General features: G+C 62.9%; 17 protein-coding genes. 4 read left to right on the top strand and 13 right to left on the bottom strand.

The window, feature by feature from the left end; all coding sequences use genetic code 11:
• The first annotated feature begins 29 nt into the window (after nucleotides 1-29).
• Both ACZ2HM_RS10115 and ACZ2HM_RS10110 read left to right on the top strand, forming a co-directional pair.
• Nucleotides 30-3,005, top strand: coding sequence for a valine--tRNA ligase (locus ACZ2HM_RS10115; RefSeq protein ID WP_470425145.1), 2,976 nt, complete (start codon nucleotides 30-32; stop codon nucleotides 3,003-3,005).
• Nucleotides 3,006-3,241: 236 nt separating this feature from the next.
• A complete protein-coding gene (locus ACZ2HM_RS10110) occupies nucleotides 3,242-4,693 on the top strand; it encodes an MATE family efflux transporter (RefSeq protein WP_470426837.1) in 1,452 nt (483 codons plus the stop codon).
• Here ACZ2HM_RS10110 and ACZ2HM_RS10105 read toward each other — a convergent pair whose 3' ends face one another.
• Nucleotides 4,694-6,349: an ATP-binding protein gene (locus tag ACZ2HM_RS10105; RefSeq protein WP_470425144.1), complete on the bottom strand. Its 1,656-nt coding sequence runs from the start codon at nucleotides 6,347-6,349 to the stop codon at nucleotides 4,694-4,696.
• A 237-nt stretch (nucleotides 6,350-6,586) separates the two neighbouring features.
• On the opposite strand from ACZ2HM_RS10105, the gene ACZ2HM_RS10100 reads away from it, so the two are divergent.
• Nucleotides 6,587-7,648 (top strand): acyltransferase family protein, encoded by a 1,062-nt coding sequence (locus ACZ2HM_RS10100; RefSeq protein WP_470426836.1) that lies wholly within the window; start codon nucleotides 6,587-6,589, stop codon nucleotides 7,646-7,648.
• Here the strand turns inward: ACZ2HM_RS10100 and ACZ2HM_RS10095 are convergent.
• From ACZ2HM_RS10095 to ACZ2HM_RS10045, 11 genes are all read right to left on the bottom strand, one after another.
• Nucleotides 7,643-8,650, bottom strand: a complete 1,008-nt coding sequence (locus tag ACZ2HM_RS10095) for an LLM class flavin-dependent oxidoreductase (RefSeq protein WP_470425143.1) — start codon at nucleotides 8,648-8,650, stop codon at nucleotides 7,643-7,645. The two genes, ACZ2HM_RS10100 and ACZ2HM_RS10095, sit on opposite strands and share 6 nt — an antisense overlap.
• A gap of 45 nt (nucleotides 8,651-8,695) precedes the next feature.
• Complete coding sequence (locus ACZ2HM_RS10090) at nucleotides 8,696-9,136, bottom strand: Hpt domain-containing protein (RefSeq protein ID WP_470425142.1); 441 nt, start codon at nucleotides 9,134-9,136, stop codon at nucleotides 8,696-8,698.
• Between the two features lie 72 nt (nucleotides 9,137-9,208).
• Nucleotides 9,209-9,424, bottom strand: coding sequence for a sulfurtransferase TusA family protein (locus tag ACZ2HM_RS10085; RefSeq protein WP_037480362.1), 216 nt, complete (start codon nucleotides 9,422-9,424; stop codon nucleotides 9,209-9,211).
• The gene (gene der / locus ACZ2HM_RS10080) at nucleotides 9,411-10,778 is read right to left on the bottom strand and encodes a ribosome biogenesis GTPase Der (RefSeq protein WP_037480361.1); all 1,368 of its coding nucleotides are present in this window, start codon (nucleotides 10,776-10,778) and stop codon (nucleotides 9,411-9,413) included. Before der ends, ACZ2HM_RS10085 begins: the two co-directional genes overlap by 14 nt.
• A 121-nt stretch (nucleotides 10,779-10,899) precedes the next feature.
• Nucleotides 10,900-12,222, bottom strand: a complete 1,323-nt coding sequence (locus ACZ2HM_RS10075; RefSeq protein ID WP_470426835.1) for an outer membrane protein assembly factor BamB family protein — start codon at nucleotides 12,220-12,222, stop codon at nucleotides 10,900-10,902.
• A gap of 40 nt (nucleotides 12,223-12,262) precedes the next feature.
• Nucleotides 12,263-12,961, bottom strand: coding sequence for a tetratricopeptide repeat protein (locus ACZ2HM_RS10070; RefSeq protein ID WP_313923327.1), 699 nt, complete (start codon nucleotides 12,959-12,961; stop codon nucleotides 12,263-12,265).
• Nucleotides 12,962-13,039: 78 nt separating this feature from the next.
• Nucleotides 13,040-13,912: a 3-methyl-2-oxobutanoate hydroxymethyltransferase gene (gene panB / locus ACZ2HM_RS10065; RefSeq protein ID WP_037477487.1), complete on the bottom strand. Its 873-nt coding sequence runs from the start codon at nucleotides 13,910-13,912 to the stop codon at nucleotides 13,040-13,042.
• Between the two features lie 90 nt (nucleotides 13,913-14,002).
• Nucleotides 14,003-16,465 carry a TonB-dependent receptor gene (locus tag ACZ2HM_RS10060; protein ID WP_470425141.1) on the bottom strand — a complete coding sequence of 821 codons (2,463 nt, stop codon included), beginning with the start codon at nucleotides 16,463-16,465 and terminating at the stop codon, nucleotides 14,003-14,005.
• Nucleotides 16,466-16,631: 166 nt separating this feature from the next.
• A complete protein-coding gene (locus tag ACZ2HM_RS10055) occupies nucleotides 16,632-16,820 on the bottom strand; it encodes a YezD family protein (RefSeq protein ID WP_037477482.1) in 189 nt (62 codons plus the stop codon).
• 92 nt (nucleotides 16,821-16,912) lie between these two features.
• Nucleotides 16,913-17,578, bottom strand: coding sequence for an RBBP9/YdeN family alpha/beta hydrolase (locus tag ACZ2HM_RS10050; RefSeq protein WP_037477480.1), 666 nt, complete (start codon nucleotides 17,576-17,578; stop codon nucleotides 16,913-16,915).
• A 178-nt stretch (nucleotides 17,579-17,756) separates the two neighbouring features.
• Nucleotides 17,757-18,122 (bottom strand): PRC-barrel domain-containing protein, encoded by a 366-nt coding sequence (locus tag ACZ2HM_RS10045; RefSeq protein ID WP_037477478.1) that lies wholly within the window; start codon nucleotides 18,120-18,122, stop codon nucleotides 17,757-17,759.
• Between the two features lie 87 nt (nucleotides 18,123-18,209).
• Between ACZ2HM_RS10045 and ACZ2HM_RS10040 the strand changes: the two genes are divergently transcribed.
• Nucleotides 18,210-18,641, top strand: coding sequence for an OsmC family protein (locus ACZ2HM_RS10040; protein ID WP_037477476.1), 432 nt, complete (start codon nucleotides 18,210-18,212; stop codon nucleotides 18,639-18,641).
• Here ACZ2HM_RS10040 and ACZ2HM_RS10035 read toward each other — a convergent pair.
• A complete protein-coding gene (locus ACZ2HM_RS10035; protein ID WP_470426834.1) occupies nucleotides 18,613-19,497 on the bottom strand; it encodes a DMT family transporter in 885 nt (294 codons plus the stop codon). The two genes, ACZ2HM_RS10040 and ACZ2HM_RS10035, sit on opposite strands and share 29 nt — an antisense overlap.
• Between the last annotated feature and the right edge of the window lie 60 nt (nucleotides 19,498-19,557).

Genomic DNA, 19,557 nt, shown 5'->3' with positions numbered 1-19,557 from the left:
GGGGCGGCAAGGCGCATTAAGGCGCGGGCATGACCGAGCTGCCCAAAACATTCGACCCCGCCGCAATCGAGACCCGCTGGTACGCCCATTGGGAAGAAAAGGGCCTGTTCCGCCCCGAACGGCCGGACGCGCAGCCCTATACCATCGTCAATCCGCCACCGAACGTCACCGGCAGCCTGCATATCGGGCATGCGCTCGACAACACGTTGCAGGACATCATGATCCGCTACGAGCGGCTGCGCGGCAAGGATGCTTTGTGGGTGGTCGGCACCGACCATGCGGGTATCGCGACGCAAATGGTGGTCGAGCGGCAGATGAACGCCAAGGGCGAGAAGCGCACCGACTATAGACGCGACGAATTCATCGCGAAGGTGTGGGACTGGAAGCAGGAGAGCGGCGGCACCATCACGGGCCAGCTACGGCGGCTGGGCTGTTCGATGGACTGGAGCCGCGAACAATTCACCATGGACCCGCATTTCAGCAAGGCCGTGGTCAAGGTGTTCGTGGAACTGCACCAGCGCGGCCTGCTCTATCGCGACAAGCGCCTCGTCAATTGGGATCCCCATTTCCGGTCGGCCATTTCCGACCTTGAGGTGGAGACGAAGGAGACGCAGGGCGGCTTCTGGCGGTTCAAATATCCGCTGGCCGATGGCGTTCGCCTCGCTGACGGCGCGGACCATATCGTCGTCGCGACGACGCGGCCGGAAACGATGCTGGCCGATATGGCGGTCGCGGTCCATCCCGATGACCCGCGCTATCAGAGCGTGATCGGCAAGGAGATTTTGCAGCCGCTCACCGGGCGGCGCTTGCGGATCGTCGGCGACGATTATGCCGACCCGGAACTAGGGTCAGGCGCGGTGAAGATCACGCCGGGGCATGATTTCAACGACTTCGAGGTCGGCAAGCGCGCAGGAATCGCCGCGGGCCAGATGCTCAATATGTTCGATGCGGATGCGAAGGTGGTGCAGACCGCCGACGGGCTGGTGCCGGAGGCGTTTCTAGGTCTGGATCGGTTCGAGGCGCGCAAGGCAGTGGTCGAGGCGATGAAGCCAGATTTCTTGGTGCCGCATGTCACCAGGAACAAGGAAGGCGAGGAAGTCGCCGCCGACTCCGAGCCGCGCGTGATCCAGACGCCTTTCGGGGACCGCTCCGGTGTTGTGATCGAACCGTGGCTGACCGACCAATGGTATGTCGATGCGGCTAAACTGGCGGTCGCGCCGATGCAGGCGGTGCGCGACGGGCGGATCGAGATCGTCCCCAAGACGTGGGAAAAGACGTTTTTCAACTGGATGGAGAATATCCAGCCCTGGTGCGTGAGTCGCCAGCTTTGGTGGGGGCATCGGATTCCGGCTTGGTTTGGGCCGCCAATTTGGGAAAAGGATGGCGTTCGCTACCATTTTTATCCGAACGATGAACACTTTGATTCAAACCGTAATCAGCTTGAAGATCAGCAAGCCTTCGTTGGTGAAACTGAGCAAGATGTCTTCAGTCAAGCGAAGGAGTTTTATCGCAGCGAAAAGCTGCCCAACCCTAACATTGTTTTCGCCAATGATCGGGCTGAAGCCGCTCAAATTAGCGATGGGACGACTATAGCTCTTGTTCGCGACCCCGACGTTCTCGACACCTGGTTCTCCTCGGCGCTGTGGCCGTTCGGGACGCTGGGCTGGCCGAACGACAATCCTCCCCGGAACGGGGAGGTGGCAGCGCGGAGCGCTGACGGAGGGGGCGCGCTTATGGACGCAACTTTGCCCCAGGACGCCAGCCCCCTCCACCAGCCTTTGGCTGGTCCCCCTCCCCGTGCCGGGGAGGATTTGGTATCCCGCCACTACCCCAACGATCTCCTCATTTCCGGTTTCGACATCCTGTTCTTCTGGGACGCGCGGATGGCGATGCAGGGGATGGAGTTCATGGGTGACGTGCCTTGGCGCAAACTCTATCTCCACGGCCTCGTCCGGGCGGCGGACGGGCAGAAAATGTCCAAGTCCAAGGGCAATGTCGTCGATCCGCTGGGCCTGATCGACAAGTTCGGGGCCGACGCGCTGCGCTTCTTCATGGCGGCGATGGAGAGCCAGGGCCGCGACGTGAAGATGGATGAGAAGCGGGTCGAGGGCTATCGCAACTTCGCGACCAAGCTGTGGAACGCCGCGCGCTTCCTCCAGTCGAACGGCGTGACGGCCTCGACCAGCCATGAGGCACCCGCCGCGCAATTGCCGGTCAATCGCTGGATCATCGCCGAGACGGTCGCGACCGTGCAGGCGATCGACAGCGCGCTTGCCGACCTGCGCTTCGACGCAGCCGCCAACGCCATCTATCATTTCGTCTGGGACCAGTTTTGCGACTGGTATATCGAACTGACGAAAGGCGCGATGGACGACGAGACGCGCGCGGTCGCGGGCTGGGCGTTCGATCAGATATTGGTGATGCTGCACCCCTTCATGCCCTTCATCACCGAAGAATTATGGCACCTGACCGGCGCGCGCGCGAACGAACTGATCGTCGCGCAATGGCCGCAGGCGCTGGCGGCGGTGGATAGCGACGCACGGGCTGAGATCGACTGGCTGATCCGCTTGGTCAGCGCCATCCGTACCGCGCGAACCGAACTCAACGTGCCGCCGGGTGCCAAACTGCCGATGGTGGTGAGCGACGGGGCGGAGGAGACGCATCGCCGCCTCGATCGGCAGGGCGTAGCGCTTGCACGGCTGGGTCGGATCGAGAGCCTGACCTTTGGCGAAGCGCCGACCGGCGGCGCGGCGCAGATCGTAGTGGATGAGGCGACCTTCATCCTGCCGTTGGAAGGCGTGATCGACATCGCGGCGGAAAAGGCGCGGCTCGCCAAGGCGCTGGCCGCGGCACAGAAGGAGCGCGATGCGCTGGGCGGGCGTCTGTCCAACCCCAGTTTCGTCGAAAAAGCCAAGCCCGAAGCCGTCGCCAAGGCGCGCGAGGACCATGGCGAGAAGACCGCCGAGGCGGAACGGTTGCAGGCGGCCCTCGACCGGTTGGGGTGAGTAGGTGTCTGTAAGCGTTGAGACAGAGGCGATCATATTCGATGGCGTGTTGAGACAAGCTGATCCTCCCCTGGCAGGGGAGGTGGCAGGCGAAGCCTGACGGAGGGGTGTCACCCTCTCGATAGGGTGACACCCCTCCACCGCCTTCGGCGGTCCCCCTCCCCTTACAGGGGAGGAATTTAGGGTCGGGTCTGCAAAGGATATGTGCTTCATGCGAGTGGGATTGAGGAATGAGCATGGCGGCAGGCAAGACGGGCGCAAAAGACCTGACGCAAGGGCCGATCGCGTCCACGCTGATGCTGTTCGCCATGCCCACATTGGCGTCGAACATCCTCCAGTCGCTCAACGGATCGATCAACGCGATCTGGGTTGGGCGCTTCCTGGGGCCGGAGGCACTGGCGGCGACGGCCAACGCCAATATCATCATGTTCCTTATGTTCTCGATCGTCTTCGGCTTTGGCATGGCGTCCACGGTGATGATCGGCCAGGCGGTGGGGCGGCGGGACATGGACGCCGCGCGCCGCGCCTTCGGGTCGGCGGTTGGCTTCTGCATGGGGCTGGCGTTGGTCGTATCGACCCTCGGCTGGGTGGGCGCGCCCGCGCTGCTGCGGCTGCTTTCGACCCCGGTCGAAGCCTATGCCATGGCGCTCGTCTATCTGCGCGTCATCTTCATCGCCATGCCCGCAACCCTCTTGTCCGTCATGATCATGATGGGCCTACGCGGCGTGGGCGATGCGCGCACGCCGCTGATCTTCATGATCGTCAGCGTGGCGGTGGACCTGATATTGAACCCCGTGCTGATCCTGGGGCTGGGACCGTTCCCGGCCATGGGGATCGCGGGGTCGGCGACGGCGACCGCTGTGGCCGGTTTCGTCAGCCTGATCGGGATCATCGCCTATACCTATGCCAAAGATCTGCCGTTGCGGCTACGCGGATTGGAGCTGGCCTATCTGCGCCCGGCGGCCGAACAGATGCGCGTGCTGCTGGGCAAGGGGCTGCCAATGGGCCTCCAGATGATCGTCATGTCGGCATCGGGCCTGGTGATGATCGGCCTCGTCAACCGCGAAGGGCTGCAGGTGACGGCGGCCTATGGCGCGTCGCAGCAGCTATGGACCTATCTCCAGATGCCGGCGATGGCGATGGGCGGCGCGGTCAGCGCCATGGCGGCGCAGAATATCGGCGCGGGGCGGTGGGACCGGATCAGCCGCGTCACCGGCTATGGCATCGGCTATCAGTTGCTGATCACCGGCACCATGGTCGCGGTGATGCTGACCTTCCACGAGCCATTGCTGGGCCTGTTTTTGGGCGACAATGACGTCGTGATCGCCGAAGCGTGGCATATGCAGTTGCGGGTAAGCTGGAGCTTCATTGCCTTTGGCTGCACCATGATCCTGTTCGGGGTGATGCGCGCCAATGGCGTGGTCATAAAGCCGCTGATCATCCTGATCTTCACCCTGTTTGCGGTGCGGATCGGTTTCTATTATCTCGCTTATCCCCGGATCGGTGCCGATGCGCTGTGGTTCAGCTTTCCGGCGGGATCGTTCGTTTCGCTGCTGCTCGCCTATCTCGTCTATGCTCAGGGCGGCTGGCGCAAGGCCAAGCTGCTGGTGCCGGTGCATGAAGAGGAATGCCGGGAGAGCGTGAACAGCGATGCTGAACCCGCCGGACGGAGCGCGCCGACCGGATAATTACCGCCCCTGGTTGCGCCAGCGGGTGATGGTGCGGTCGAGGATAGCCTGCTCATCGCCCGACTGCCGCCACAATTGGGTGAAGCTGGGGTCGCCGGACGCGGGGCGGCGATGTTCTTCCAGATTGTCGAGCGCGACGCGGATCGGCACGGCGACACCTTCGCCGCAGATGATTGCCTCGCGGTTGCGCAACGCGGGGATCGAATCGAGGAAGCCGCGCGCGCCTTCGGGCATGGCGGCCTTGACGAAGGCCTGATCGCGGTCGTTGTTCAGGCGCATCGCGATGATCGTACCGCATTGCGACAGCACGCCTTCGGCCAGGTCCGACGGACGCTGGGTGATGAGGCCCAGCGACACGCCATATTTGCGACCTTCCTTGGCGATCCGCTCCAATATCTTGCGCACCGCCTGACCGTTACCGCTGGTCGAATTGGGAATATAGCGATGCGCTTCTTCGCACACGAGCAGGATCGGTCGCTGCGGCTCGTCGCGCGCCCAGATTGCATAGTCGAACACAAGGCGCGACAGCACCGACACCACCGTCGAGGTGATGTCCGATGGCATGGCGGACACGTCGATGATCGAAATCGGCTTGCCGTTCGATGGCAGGCGAAAAATCTTCGCGATGAAGTCCTGCATCGTGTCAGCAACCAGCATGCCGGAGAACATGAAGCTGTAGCGCGGGTCGGCCTTGATCTCGTCGATCTTGGTCTTGATCCGCATATAGGGCAGTGACCCCGTGCCCTTGTCGAGCTTGCCCATCTCATTCTGGAGGATGTTGGTCAGGTCAGAGAGCAGATAGGGGATCGGCGAATCGACGGTCAGGCGACCTATCTGTTCGGCCAGCCGGTTCTTCGAGCGCGCCGCGAGCAGGCATTTGGCGAGAATGTCGCAATCGACGGTGCGTTCGGAGCCGGAGGAGGTGACGAACACTTCGCAATGTTCCTCGAAATTCATCAACCAGTAGGGCAGCGCCAGATTGCTGATGTCGAACACCGCGCCATTGCTGCTGAAGGCCGCACCATATTCGCCATGCGGGTCGATCATCACGATATGCCCCTGCGGCGACAGGTCGCAGATGCGGTGCAGGATCAGCGCGGCGCTGGTCGATTTGCCGGTGCCGGTGGAGCCGAGCAGCGCGAAATGCTTGCCCAGCATCTGATCGACATAGAGCGCAGCGCGCGTGTCGGTGGTTGGATAGACGGTGCCGATCTGAACATGCGGCCGGTCATCGGCGGCGTAGATCTGCTGCATATCCTTGCTCGACACCGGGAAAATCTCGGTGCCGGGGGTAGGATAGCGGGTGACGCCGCGCCGGAAGTGAAAGATACGCCCGGTCAGCTTTTCTTCGTCGCCCTCGCCCAGAAAGTCGATGTCGGCGACGATGCTCTGGCTCGCCTGGTCCAGCACCATCGCGCGGACGCTGGCAACCAGCCACACCGTGCCGACGCGCATCTTGACCTGGCTGCCGACCTGGCCCGCCATGGCGGTGCAGGGGTCCATGTCCTGCCCCAATAGGGCAAGCCGTTGCGGATCGATCAGGATCTTGGAGCTTGATCCGGCGATCTGGAACACCATTCCCATCGATTGGGCCGTGGCCAGGGACGCGGGCGTCGCTGTCGGCGTGAAGTGATGCGCACCCGGCATATGGGTCATGAGCCTTTGTCGTCCCTTGGCCCGGAAAGACTTCCGGCAAACACATGACGTCTAGGCGGCGAAGGTAAAGATTAGCTTATGCATGGGTCGATCATCGCTTGATCGGACAATTTGGGGCATGGCTTCTTGCCAAAAGGTAGCGGTTGGTCCGAAACGGATCGGATCGTTACAGGGGAACAGGACAGGCTTTGGGGCATTGAGCCTGCGCTAGAACAGGATATTTTCGTGCCCGAAACGATGACGGACGATGGAGCGCGGCGCTCCGACGCGATTGCCATAGCCCGTGTCATCTGCATCCTCGGCGTGGTTTATGTTCATGCCTGGACCGGCTTGAACGGCGAAGCGCTCAATGCGTTGCGCGGAACGGCGCAGGAAAATCTGCGCTGGCTGTTGATGGAATTATTCGGCCGCAGCGCTGTGCCGTTGCTGGGGCTGATATCAGGCTGGCTGGTGGCGGGGTCGAGCGGTACGCGCAACTGGAGCGGGCATGTCCGGCGCAAGGCGCGGACGATCTTGCTGCCCATGATCCTGTGGAATGGCATTGCGATCCTGCTGGTATCGAGCGCTGCGCTGACACTTGGCCTTTCCGCGCCCGTGCCGCGGTCGCTCTGGTGGGTCGTGAATGAAATGCTGGTCCTCACCCGCAATCCCGACATCAATGTCCAGATGGGATTTTTGCGCGACCTGTTCCTGTGCATGGTCGCCGCGCCGCTGCTGGTGCGGGCGCCGGGCTGGGCATTAGGGATCATCGCGCTGGTTGCGGCGGCGTGCCACGTCACGGGATTGGGGCCACCCGTGCTGATGCGCGCGTCGATCCTGTTCTTCTTCACCTTGGGCATCATGGCGCGACGAGGTGCCTGGGAGGCGCGGATCATTCGCTTGCCCTTGTTATGGGCGCTGTTGCCCTTCGCGCTGTTGATGGGGGCGCAGCTTTATCGCGCGATCATGGTCGGCGATGGCGAGGCGGTGCTGGCGCAGCGGACGTTGGACCTGGCCGTTCGCCTGAGCGCTGTCGTCGCTTTCTGGCGCATTGCCTGGGCACTGGCGGGCAGCCGGGCGCGCGCGATGTTGCTGCGGATCGAACCGTTCGTCTTCCTGCTCTTTTGCGCGCACCTGATCCTGATCTGGCTTGGCGGACCATTTCTGGGAACGCTGACCGGCCCGCTGGGATCGCCGCTTTATCCGTTCTACCTGATCCTTCAGCCGCTCTTGGTGCTGGTCGCAGTGGTGGCGCTGGGCAGGATACTCCGTCGCGTCGCGCCGCGCGCTGCCGCCTTGCTCAGCGGGGGTCGCCTATAACGCGGGTACAGGCGCGGTGATCGCCTGCGCCGCCGCCATGGCGATGGCAAAGCTGTGCTTGCGGGCGGCAAGATCGAAAACCTGCCCGGTCAGGATCAGTTCGTCGGCGCGCGTGCGACGCAAGAATGCGGCCACGTCACGCTCGACATCCGCTTGCGTCCCGATGCTCGACGCGCTCAGAAAATCAGCCAGCATCATCTGCGCCTGGGGCGGCAGCGTGTCGTAATAATCTGCTACGGGAGGCTTGAGCTTGCCCGGCTGGCCGGTGCGCAGCCGCACAAATGCCTGCTGCATCGAGCTGGCGAGCAATTGCGCGTCAGCCATGCTGTCGGCTGCGAAGACATTATAGCCCGCCATTACATAAGGCTCCTTCAGCTGGGCCGAGGGGCGGAAATCGCGGCGGTAAATTTCAATCGCTTCATCCAGTGCAGCGGGCGCGAAATGCGAGGCGAAGGCGTAGGGGAGGCCCAGCGCCGCAGCGAGTTGCGCGCCATAGAGGCTGGAGCCCAGAATCCACAGCGGCACGTTCGCGCCTGCGCCCGGTGTCGCCTGAATACCCAGCCGATCGTCGGCAGCGAAATAGGCCTGTATTTCCATCACATCGCGCGGGAAATTATCAGCGCCACCGACAAGCGTGCGGCGGATCGCCTGCGCCACCCGCTGGTCCGACCCCGGTGCACGACCCAGCCCCAGATCAACCCGGCCGGGGAAGAGCGCGTCGAGCGTGCCGAACTGTTCGGCGATCAGCAGGGGGGCATGATTGGGCAGCATGATGCCACCCGCGCCGATGCGGATCGTCGATGTCGCCTGACCGATATGCGCCAGCACGACCGACGTCGCGGCCGACGCGATGCCCGCCATGCCATGATGTTCGGCGACCCAGAAACGGTGATAGCCCAGCCTTTCGGCATGGGCGGCGAGGTCAGCTGTATTGGCGAGCGCGGTAGCAATGCTGTCGCCTTCGCGGACGGGGACGAGATCGAGCAGGGAAAAGCGTGTCATGCTCTCCATATGGGGGCATGATGGGTTTTATTTCAATACGTAAATTCATATGGCGCGGCCAAAGCCCTGGGCCGGGGTTTCGGTACGGCGACCGAAGGTCACGGGACGGCGCGCGACCAGCGGGTTGGCGTCGCGATCCAGCAGCGCCAATGTTTCGGTGAAGCAGGGGCGTAACGCTACGACCGTTTCGATCAGTTCGTCGGGCTGCTCACGGGTTTCCACGCAGCGGCGGGCGACCATTTCAATCTCTTCGGCCATGGCGCTGAGGCGATAGGCACCGAACTGCGCCGATTCCCCCTTGAGCGTGTGCGCGGGGGTGACCAGTGCGACGGCGTTGCGCGCGCGGAATGCCTGCTCGATTGCCTGGATCGACTTCACGCCATCTTCGCGAAAATAGCCCAATATACGTGGAAATGCGGCGCCCAGCTCATTCCGGGTCCGGGTAAATTCGGTCCAGTTGACCAGATCGGTCTCTTGATGGGGCACGCGCACCGCTCCTTTGGCTAAGGTCTGGAAATAGGCGGGCTGCGTAAACAGGTGGTTAAAGCGGGATGATGATCAGCCTGGGCGGCGCAGTGAAAAGCGATGGTCGCTCAGCGCCTCGAACGCCCAGCCTTGCGCGCTTGCCAGGGCCGCGAGTTCGGCAGGCGCGATCGGATCGTCGGCCTCCACCACCACCGCATCGGCCCCGCGCATGGCCCGTGCCGCGCGCAGCACGGGCCAGGGGCATTTCATGCCGCGCGCGTTGACCGACAGCGGCTCATTTTGTGGCATAAGGATTCTTGGCGCTCCGTAGCGTCAGCCGCACCGGCACGGCGCCAAAGCCCAGTTCCCGCCTTATGCCGTTCACCAGATAGCGGCGATAGCTTTCGGGCAGATCGTCCAGCCGCGTGCCGAACAGCACGAAGGTCGGCGGACGGGTCTTGTTCTGGGTGATGTAGCGCAGCTTGATCCGCTTGCCGCCCGGCGCTGGCGGTGGATTGGCCTCCAGCGCGGTTTCGAACCAGCGGTTGAGGACGCCGGTGGACACGCGCTGCGACCAGGCGGTGCGCGTTTCGAACGCGACATGGATCAGGTCGTCCAGACCCTTGCCGGTGGCCGCCGACACGGTCATGATGGGCACGCCGCGCACCTGCGCCAGCCCGTCGTCCAGCGCTTTTTTGATGCCCTGATACAAGGCCGAACCATGTTCGACCGTATCCCATTTGTTGAGTGCGACGACCAGCGCGCGCCCTTCCTCCAGCACCTTGTCGGCGATGCGCAGATCCTGCGCTTCCAGTCCGCGCGTCGAATCGAGCAGCAGCACCACGACTTCGGCAAAGTTCACAGCGTTCAGACCGTCGGTGACGGCCAGTTTTTCCAGCTTGTCCTGTACCTTGGCGTGCTTGCGCATCCCTGCCGTGTCGATCAGGCGGACGGGGCGCTCCACACCCTCCCGGCTGGTCCACATCCAGTCGACGGCGATGCTGTCGCGGGTAATGCCCGCTTCCGGCCCGGTCAGCAGGCGGTTTTCGCCCAGCAGGCGGTTGATCAGCGTTGACTTGCCTGCATTGGGGCGGCCGACGATGGCGAGTTTGAGCGGGGCGCTCTCGTCATCCTCGTAAAATTCCCGCTCGAACGGTTCGTCGCCTTCGCGCTCGACATGGGGCAGCAGCGCCTGAAACAGGTCGGCCATGCCCTGGCCATGTTCGGCCGAAAAGGGGACAGGCTCGCCCAACCCCAGGCTGAAGGATTCCATCACGCCATCGTCGGCGGCTTTGCCCTCCGCCTTGTTGGCGACCAGAATGACCGGTGCGTCATTGGCGCGCAGCCAGCGGGCGATTTCCTCGTCCAGTGGCGTGATGCCCGCGCGCGCGTCGATCATGAACAAGGCGACGTCGCAATTTTCCACAGCCGCTTCAGTCTGCATCCGCATCCGGCCGGGCAGGCTGTTGGCGTCCTCATCTTCATAGCCGGCGGTGTCGACGATGGTGAAGTCGAGGCCGAGCAGATGCGCCTCGCCCTCCCGCCGGTCGCGAGTGACGCCGGGCTGGTCGTCGACCAGTGCGAGCTTCTTGCCGATCAGGCGGTTGAACAGGGTGGACTTGCCCACATTGGGCCGCCCGACAATGGCTACGATGGGCAGCATGGAGGCCCGTTTCCTTCTTATCTAAAAAACGCAATGCTCCTGCGAAGGCAGAAACCCAGTCCAAAAGCCGAGGAACTGGGCTCCGACCTTCGCAGGAGCATGCTTAGCACGAATAATCGGTTTAGCGGAACGCCGTCAGTTTGCCGTCATCCGCCAGAACATAAAGTATATTATTGGCGACGATGGGCGAGAGCGACATGGAATGTTTCATGTCCACTTCCGATTGCACCGTCCCGGTCGTGGGGTCGACATAGACCATCTGGCCGCGCGTCGAGACGACGATCAGCCGACCGCCTGCCAGCACCGGGCCAGTCCAACGGATCGCCTTGTCCTTCTTCTTTTCTTTCTGCCAGCGGCGCAACTGGCTGACCCAACGGATCTTGCCGGTCGCGCGGGCGACGCAGAGCAGGCGCGCATCGCTCGTGACCGCGAACACCCACTCGCCCACCACCCAGGGGGTGGAGATGCCCGCGATGTTGATTTCCCACAGGCGCTGGCCGCTAGTGAGTTCATAGGAGGCCATGCGGCCGCCCTGACCAATCGCGAAGACGCGGCCACGGTCGATGACCGGATCGGCGTCAATGTCAGTCAGGGTCGCAACCGCCGTCGAAATGCTGGTGCGCGAGAGCGCATCGCCCCAGAGCGTGCGGCCATTTTCGTAGCGATAGGCGTTGATTTCGCCAGAGCTATAGCCCGCAACGACCGTGCCCTGCGCGGCGGCAGGGGCGGCGACGCCGAAAATGCCGGTGACCTGCAAGGTGCCGCTGTCGGTCCACTGGGTTTCGCCATCGGACTGGTTCAACGCAAAAATCTGATTATCCTGGCCCATCACATAGACATGGCCATTTTCCAGCGTCGGCGCGCCGCGCAGTGGCCCGGCCAGATGCTTTTTCCAGAGGATCGCGCCATCGTTGGCATTGAGCGCGAACACGTCGCCAAGGCCGGTGCTGGCGAACACGCGATCACCGACGACGCTGACGCCGCCGCCGAACAGCGACCGGCCATTGCCCTTGCCCTCGGCAGGCAGGTTGGTCTGCCACAATTTCGATCCGCTGGCGGCATCGAACGCAATGACATGGGCGCCCGCATCCGTCACGAACAGCTTGCCACCCGCCACGACGGGTGAGGCGGCGAGCCGGGCCTGCGGCGAACTGCCATCGATGCTCGCGGTCCATAGCTGCGTCGGCGAACCGCCGAGCGCGACATGGCCCATCGCCTTGGACGGATCGCCGCCCGGCTGCGACCAGCTGTCATTGACGGCGGGGGCGGGGAGGGTGACCTGAACGTCGGCCAGGCTCGGTTCAACCTCGACACCCTGTTCGCTGGTCAGGATGGATACGCGATTGCCGACCACGGGGGTCTTGGGTCCGCCCTTCTTGCCGCCGATGATGCCGCACCCGGCGACCATCACGATCATGGCGGCGAGCGTCAGGGCGCGGCCCATGGGCGCAAATCTCTTCATCTTATGCTGTCCCATTTGCTCGTTACCCTTCCGTCGGTTCGGCCGGTATTTCTACCGCGTCGATCCCCATGACGCCTGCCATCTGACGCGCGCGTGAACGGATCGACTGCGGCACATTGCTGTCCTTGGCCAGCGCGGCGAACATGGGGCCTGCCAGATCGGTCTTGCCCATCTTGGCATAGGCGATGGCGACCAGTTCGCCTGCGCTGCCAAACCAGGGCGCACCCTCAACCGCGAGCGGCTTGAGGCGATCGACCACTTGCTGGGGTTTGAGCGTCTCAAATTCCAATGCGGTCTGGCGGATCAGCGCCAGGTCGCGATAGGGTTGGTCGAGGCCAGTGTCGGCGGCCATGGCTGCGTATAGCGCGATCGCGCTCTTGGCGTCGCCCTTGCGCGCGGCCACGCCCGCCTTGAGCAATTGCGCCGACGCGCGGTAGCCCGGTTGGTCAGCCTTGGTCAGCGTGTCGAGCTGCTTGGCATCGGGCGTTCCGCCACCAGCAGCTGTCGTCAGCACTGCGTCCATCTCTTCGGACACGGCATGGGACTGGCTCTGCTGATGCTGCTGCCAATAGAGCCATCCGCCAAAAGCCGCGAGGCCCAGCACCAGAACGACCAGAAGCACGCGGCCATAGCGCTGCCAGAAGGATGTCAGCTGGTCCTGCCGGACGGCTTCGTCGACTTCACGCATGAAGGCTTCACTATTTTGCGGCGTCAGGGCCACTGCATTCTCCGGGACATGGATCAGAAATATGTAAGGGCAGAAGGCGCGACCAATAGCGGCGCTTATGCCACAGGCAAATCACTTTTTCGGGCGATAGACCTGTTCTTCGGTGGGGAAGGCGCGGCTGCGCACATCGGCGGCGTAACGCTGGGCGGCGCCGTCGATGCTTTGGGCGATATTGTCGAACCGTTTGACGAAACGGGGTACACGCTCGAACATGCCCAGCATATCCTCCGTCACCAGTACCTGTCCGTCGCAATGGGCGGACGCACCGATGCCTATGACCGGCACATCGACGCTGTCGGTGATGGCAACGGCCAGTTCCTCCATTACTCCCTCCAGCACCATGGCGAAGGCACCGGCATCGGCGACGGCGCGCGCATCGGCCATGATCTTGGCATGTTCCTGCTGGCTCTTGCCCCGCGCGCCATAGCCGCCCAGCGCATTGACCGCTTGCGGGGTCAGGCCGATATGCGCCATGACCGGGATGCCGCGCTGGCCAAGGAAGCTGATCGTCTCCGCCATGGCCTGCCCGCCCTCCAGCTTGACCGCCGCCGCGCCGGTTTCCGCCATGATGCGGCTGGCGCTGGCAAAGGCCTGCTGCGGCGACGCTTCATAGCTGCCAAAGGGCATGTCGATGATGACGACGCTATGATAGCTGCCGCGCACGACGGCGGCGCCATGGGCGCACATCATGTCGAGCGTGACGGCCAGCGTGGATGGCAGGCCATAGATGACCTGTCCCAGCGAATCGCCGACCAGCAGCATGTCGCAGTGCGGATCGAGCAATTGTGCCTGCCGCGCGGTATAGGCGGTCAGCATCACCAGCGGCTCGGTCGTCTTGCCCTCGAACTTGCGCCGTTGGATGGCGGGCACGGTCAGCCGCTTCATGGGGGCTGGGGTGGGCGTGGCGCGGCTGGTCGCCGTGTCGATCGTGAAGGTCGTGGACATGGGTGCGCTCTACCCCACCCTGGGCCGGGCCGCAAATGCGCAAAGAAACGGGTGCGATCCAGTGGATCGCACCCGCAGGGTGGGAGCCTGTCAGAAGGAGAATTTGATCGTGCCACCCCAGGTTTGCGGATCGCCGGGCTGGCCCGCGATCAGGCCGGTATTGCCGGGCGCGACCTGCAATGTTTCGATGTAATTTACGTCGAAGGCATTGCGGACCCAGCCGAAGACATCGAAGCCTTCGCCCCGGAAACCGGCGCGGACGTTGGTGAGCGCATAGCCCTTGACCTCGGTATAGATTGAAGGCGAGGCGTTCGAATTCCAGCGCGACCGATAATTGCCATCGACGCCAAGATAGACCTGGCCCTCCTTCGCCAGCAAAGTGACCGGCGCATTGACCTCCGCGCCGTAGGAGAAGGCCCATTTCGACACGCCGGGCAGTGCCTGCCCCGAAATATCGCACTGGCGCGGGCTGAGCGCGCCGGGGACACCGGCTTGCGAATAATCCGGCGTTGCACTGGCGGGCTGAAGCGTGCCGCCCGACAATTCGGGCGGGCAGGGTGCGTTGGTGAATCTCTTATACTTCGCATCCGTATAGGCACCGTTGGCATAGGCGCTGAAGCGATCGCTCGGCGTGATCTTGAAGTCGGCTTCGATGCCCTGCGACCGGACCTTGCCCGCGTTGGCGAGGTAGCCGCGCACCGTGCCGAACTGGCCACCATTCACCGTCGCCTGGAAATTCCTGATGTCGGTACGGAAGGCGGAGAGGTTGAAGGTCGCCCGACGATCCCACAACTGGGTCTTCAAACCGATTTCATAATGATTGACCGATTCGGGCTTCACCGTTCCGGCATCGTAATTGACACTATTGTCGGCGTTGAGGGGCAAGCCATTCTGGTTGATGCCCAGCGTCTTGAAGCTCTTGGCATAGGTCGCATAGGCGAGGACATCGCGCGCGAACTTGTAGTTCAGGTTGAAGTCGTAGGTGAAGTTCCAGGCGCTGTCGGATGGCGCGCTGACCTGCGGCTGGTAGACGCCGCATTGCGCGGCCAATACCGATCCGGCAGCCGGGGTCGGGGTGCAACTGATGAGTTGGCCCTGTCCGTTGGTCACCACGCGCTCGTAATAGCCCGACTTCTTGTCATAGTTGATGCGTGCGCCCGGCTGGATGGTCAGCGCATCGGTCACCTTCCAGCTGAGCTGCCCGAACAGCGCTGCGCTGTCACTCTTGAGATATTGCGTGTTGCTGGCGGTCAGGCCTTGCAGCACGCTGGGATCATTGGCTAGCGCACCGGTCAGGCTCCACCGGCTGGCGTCGGCACCCTGTTGCTCGGTGCCCTGGGTGTCGATCCGTTGCTTGAAGCCGAACAGGCCGACGACGAAATCGATCCGGTCGCCTTCCTGACTGTAGCGGAATTCCTGGCTATATTGGTCCTGTTGCGAGGGGTTCTGCGATCGCGACACGATCGACAGGCCGGTAAAGTCACGATCATTTTCCGGCTTCCAGTCCCAGAACCGCCATGCGGTGACAGAGGTGAGCTTGCCTGCGCCCAGATCCCAATTCACCTTCAGCGATGCGCCACCAATCTTGTTGCCGGCGTTCAAGCTGGAGTCGAGATCAGTCACGCGATCATAGACATTGCGGCTGGGCGTATAGTTGCGGCCCGGATTGGCGGCGTTGATCGCGGCGACAAGGGCGTCATATTGCCGGTTGAGCGCGCGCTGGGTGCGGCCGACACGCACGAAGGCGGTGCCGAAGCCTTCGGGGTTCTGCTTGCTGTAATCGCCCGACAGGGTGATGCTGAGATCTTCATCGGGTTTGAACAGCAACTGGCCGCGAAGGCCCAGATTATCCTGCTCGTTGATCCACCGGTCGCTGGTGGTGTTGAACAATGTGCCGCGCCGACTGGTCGACGCGATCGCGATCCGCGCGGCGATCGTGTCGGTCAGCGGGCCGGATATGGCGGCCTTGGCCTGCTTATAGTTCAGGTTACCGACGGTCAGTTCGGCGCGGCCCTCGAAATCGAAGGTCGGCTGGTTGGTGGTGATGTTGATCGCGCCGGCGGTGGTGTTCTTGCCATAGAGCGTGCCTTGCGGGCCGCGCAGGACTTCGACCTGGGCCACGTCCAGAAAGTCGAAGGTCGCCGCGGCGACACGCGAATTATAGACATCGTCGACATAAATGCCCACGCCCTGTTCGAACCCGTCGCTGGTCAGGCCGAACGGCACGCCAAGACCACGGATATTGACCGACGTGTTGCGCGGGTTGGTGGTGTAGACCTGCAACGTGGGCGCAAGCTGTTGCAGCTTGACGATGTTGAAATTGCCGGTGGATTCGATGCTGTCGCCACGGATCACCGAGATGGCGAGCGGCACTTCCTGCGCCGTCTCCTGGCGACGCCGCGCAGTAACGACAATCACATCGCCGCGCACCCGCTGAGCCTCGGCGTCGGACTGGTCCGGTGCCCCGTCGGGGGCTTGCGTCTGCGCATAAGCGGCAGGCACGATGATGGAAGCGCTCGCCACGCTGGCGAGCAACAGGAAACGCGCAATCATAATTATCCCCTTTAGGTCCGGCTGTCCGGTGGATGTGTGATCGCGGCGATTCCGGTGGTCCGGTCATGGCCGAGTAGGTCGGGCTTCAAGGCCCCAATGATGCGCCGGTGTTAAAGGCTGCGACGGCGCGCGGCCCGAACCGGCAAGATGTTGCCCCATCCTGTTGTCAGGCGGTGAGGCGGGTCTTTTCCGTCACGTCGATCTGCACCACGCGGGCGTCATGCACCGTCAGCGTGATCGAGCCGAAGCGCAGTTCCTGCAAAGCATCGCGTATCTTTTCGATGCTCGCGGCGATGTCGATGCGCGGCGTATCGGCATGGGTGTGTCGCAATTCGATCGGTCTTTGGTCCGTCATATATACCTCCTGCCCCTCCTTTATCTCAACTTTATAAGTAGACAAATAATGAAAATTAGGGTGGCGTCAACGTCAGCTTCTCGCCTGCAGGATTAGCGGTACGCATGCGCCGCCCCGTGGGTCGCCGCCCGGATGCGATGCGTGGTCGGTAAAGCCCGGTGGGTGGGCAGCGGCCGAACGCGCGCATTGTCGATCAATCGGTCCAGCAAGCCCTGTCCGAACGCCCAGTCGCCCAGTCCCGATTCCGCGTTGATATGCCCGCAATGCCCGGCATCGACGAACGCGCTGCCCCAATATTTGCCGATGCTATGGGCGCGCTCGAAGAAAATATAGGGATCATCGCGGCTCGCCACCAGGATGGAGGGGAAGGGCAGCGGTGATTGGGGTGTCGGGCCAAAGCCACCGATCGTATCAGGCGTTTCCACCCGTTCGCAATCGGGCGGCGCGACGAGCAATGCGCCAATCACCGGCCAGCCATAGGCCTGGCTTTGTAACGCCCCCCACCAGCCTACGGTAATGCAGCCCAGGCTGTGGGCGGCCAGCACGACCGGCCCGTCAATCTCACGGATCGCCGCGTCCAGGCGGGTAACCCAGGCATTGCGGTTGGGACTGGCCCAACGACCCAGATCAACCCGTCGGCAATCGCCCCGGCTTTCCTCCCACCGGGTTTGCCAATGGTCAGGTCCGCTATTGTTCAGGCCTGGGACCAAAAGCACCACCGGCTGTTGAGCGCCATTTGAATATCCGAATCGGTTCATGACTCACTCCTCTTGCTTCCGCCCCTGCAATAACTCTATCTATGAGATAGACAAATGACAAGCGGCAGGGAGTGGCGGTTTTTCGATGGTCGGAATAGGGATGAAAGCGACCACCATAGAAAAAGGCGCACGCGATCCGTTGATCGCGCGCGCCTGGGGATAGGCGGTAAGGGGGCTGTTACCAGGGGTAGATCAGCCCATAATATTGATAGACGTTGCGACCATAGCCGTCGTCATAATTGGGGCGCTGCTCGTCGGCATAGCGGGGGGCATCCTCCAGCAGTTGCTTGTCCAGTTCAACGACATAGCCGCCCTGTTCCACGTCATAGTCCAGCATCGACCAGGGCAAGGGGTAATGGTCCTCGCCCATGCCGAGGAACCCGCCGAACGACAGGACGGCATAGCGCACCTGTCCGCTCTTCTTGTCGACCATGAAGTTGGAAATCTTGCCGAGTTTCTCGCCTTGTTTGTTGAAGACCGTGGTGCCTTCGACCCGGTCCGATGCGATCAGGTCGCCGCGATTGTGCATAGCCAGTTCGGCCATCGTCACTCTCCTCACATAATGTCGCTATACTGATGCAACCATGCGGGCGGGCTGGGGTTCCATGGCTGACACAAGAGGAGTGACACGATGAAGATCAATCGCAACGGTTCGGCGGCCTGGAGTGGTGGCCTCAAGGACGGCAAGGGCAGCATCTCCACCCAGAGCGGCGCGCTCGACGCCTACCCTTATGGCTTTGCCACGCGCTTTGAAGGTGTGCCGGGCAGCAACCCCGAAGAACTGATCGCGGCCGCCCACGCTTCCTGCTTCACCATGGCGCTGTCACTGATCCTGGGCGAAGCCGGGCTGACGGCGGACAAGATGGAAACCAATGCCGTCGTGACGCTGGAAAAGCAGGATGACGGTTTTGCCGTGACGGCCAGCCACTTGACGCTCAAGGCGACCATCCCCGGCACCGACGATGCTACTTTCCAGGAACTGGCGGGCAAGGCCAAGGCGAACTGCCCGATCTCCAAGTTGCTGAAGGCAGAGATCAGTCTGGATGCTGAACTGCTGAACTGACGACCAATTGCCTGGCGCGACGATGTTCGCGCCAGGCAATATACAGGCCGCTGGCGATGATCAGGCTCGCGCCGATCCAGGTGGTGAGCATCGGCCAATCCTCGCCGATCGCGACGCCCAGCAACGTGGTCCAGATGATCGCGCTATAATCCATCGGCAGCACCACCGACACCGGCCCCCATCGCAGCGATGCGGTGAGGCACAACTGCGCGATCCCGCCGACACAGCCGATCAGCAGCAGCAGCCCCCATGTCAGCGGATCATGGCTCTGCGCAAAGAAGGGCATGGCAATGCCCAGCGGGATCATCGACAGCGTGGTGAACCAGAATACGACCACGCCAGCATTTTCCGTCCGGCCCAGCGCGCGCAGCACCAGGCTGACGCTGGCGGTCACGATCGCGGCCACGATCGCGACCGCGACGCCCTGCATCGGAAAATGCCCCGCTTCGGGCCGGATCATCACCAGCACGCCAACAAAGCCGATCAGCACTGCACTCCAGCGATGCACGCCCGTAGCTTCGCGCAAGATCAGCGCCGACAGGATGGTGCCGAAAATCGGCATGGTGAAGCCGATCGTTGCCGCCTCGGCGGGCAACAGCAGGATATAGGACAGGAAATTGAGCAGCATGCCGGTCATGCCCAGCAGCATCCGGCTGGCATGCACGCCGATCCGCCGTGTCCGCACCGCGCCCAGTCCGCCGGACATGGAAAGCCAGGCGATCACGAAGGGCAGGGCAAGCGCCTGCCGGTAAAAGAGCGATTCGACGATATGCACGCCGCGCTGGTCGACGATCCGCACCGTCACGAACATCGCCGACAGGCAGATCACCGCGGTCAGGCGTAGGCCGATGGCCAGGAGCGGGCGATGGGGGCGAGCGGCAAGGGTCACGCCCCCGCCTTAGCCCGGTCGCGCGAT

It is taken from the genome of Sphingobium sp. KKT206, assembly GCF_055640555.1.
The sequence above is the reverse complement of the archived record's forward strand: the minus strand, read 5'-3'. Positions and strand labels throughout refer to the sequence as shown.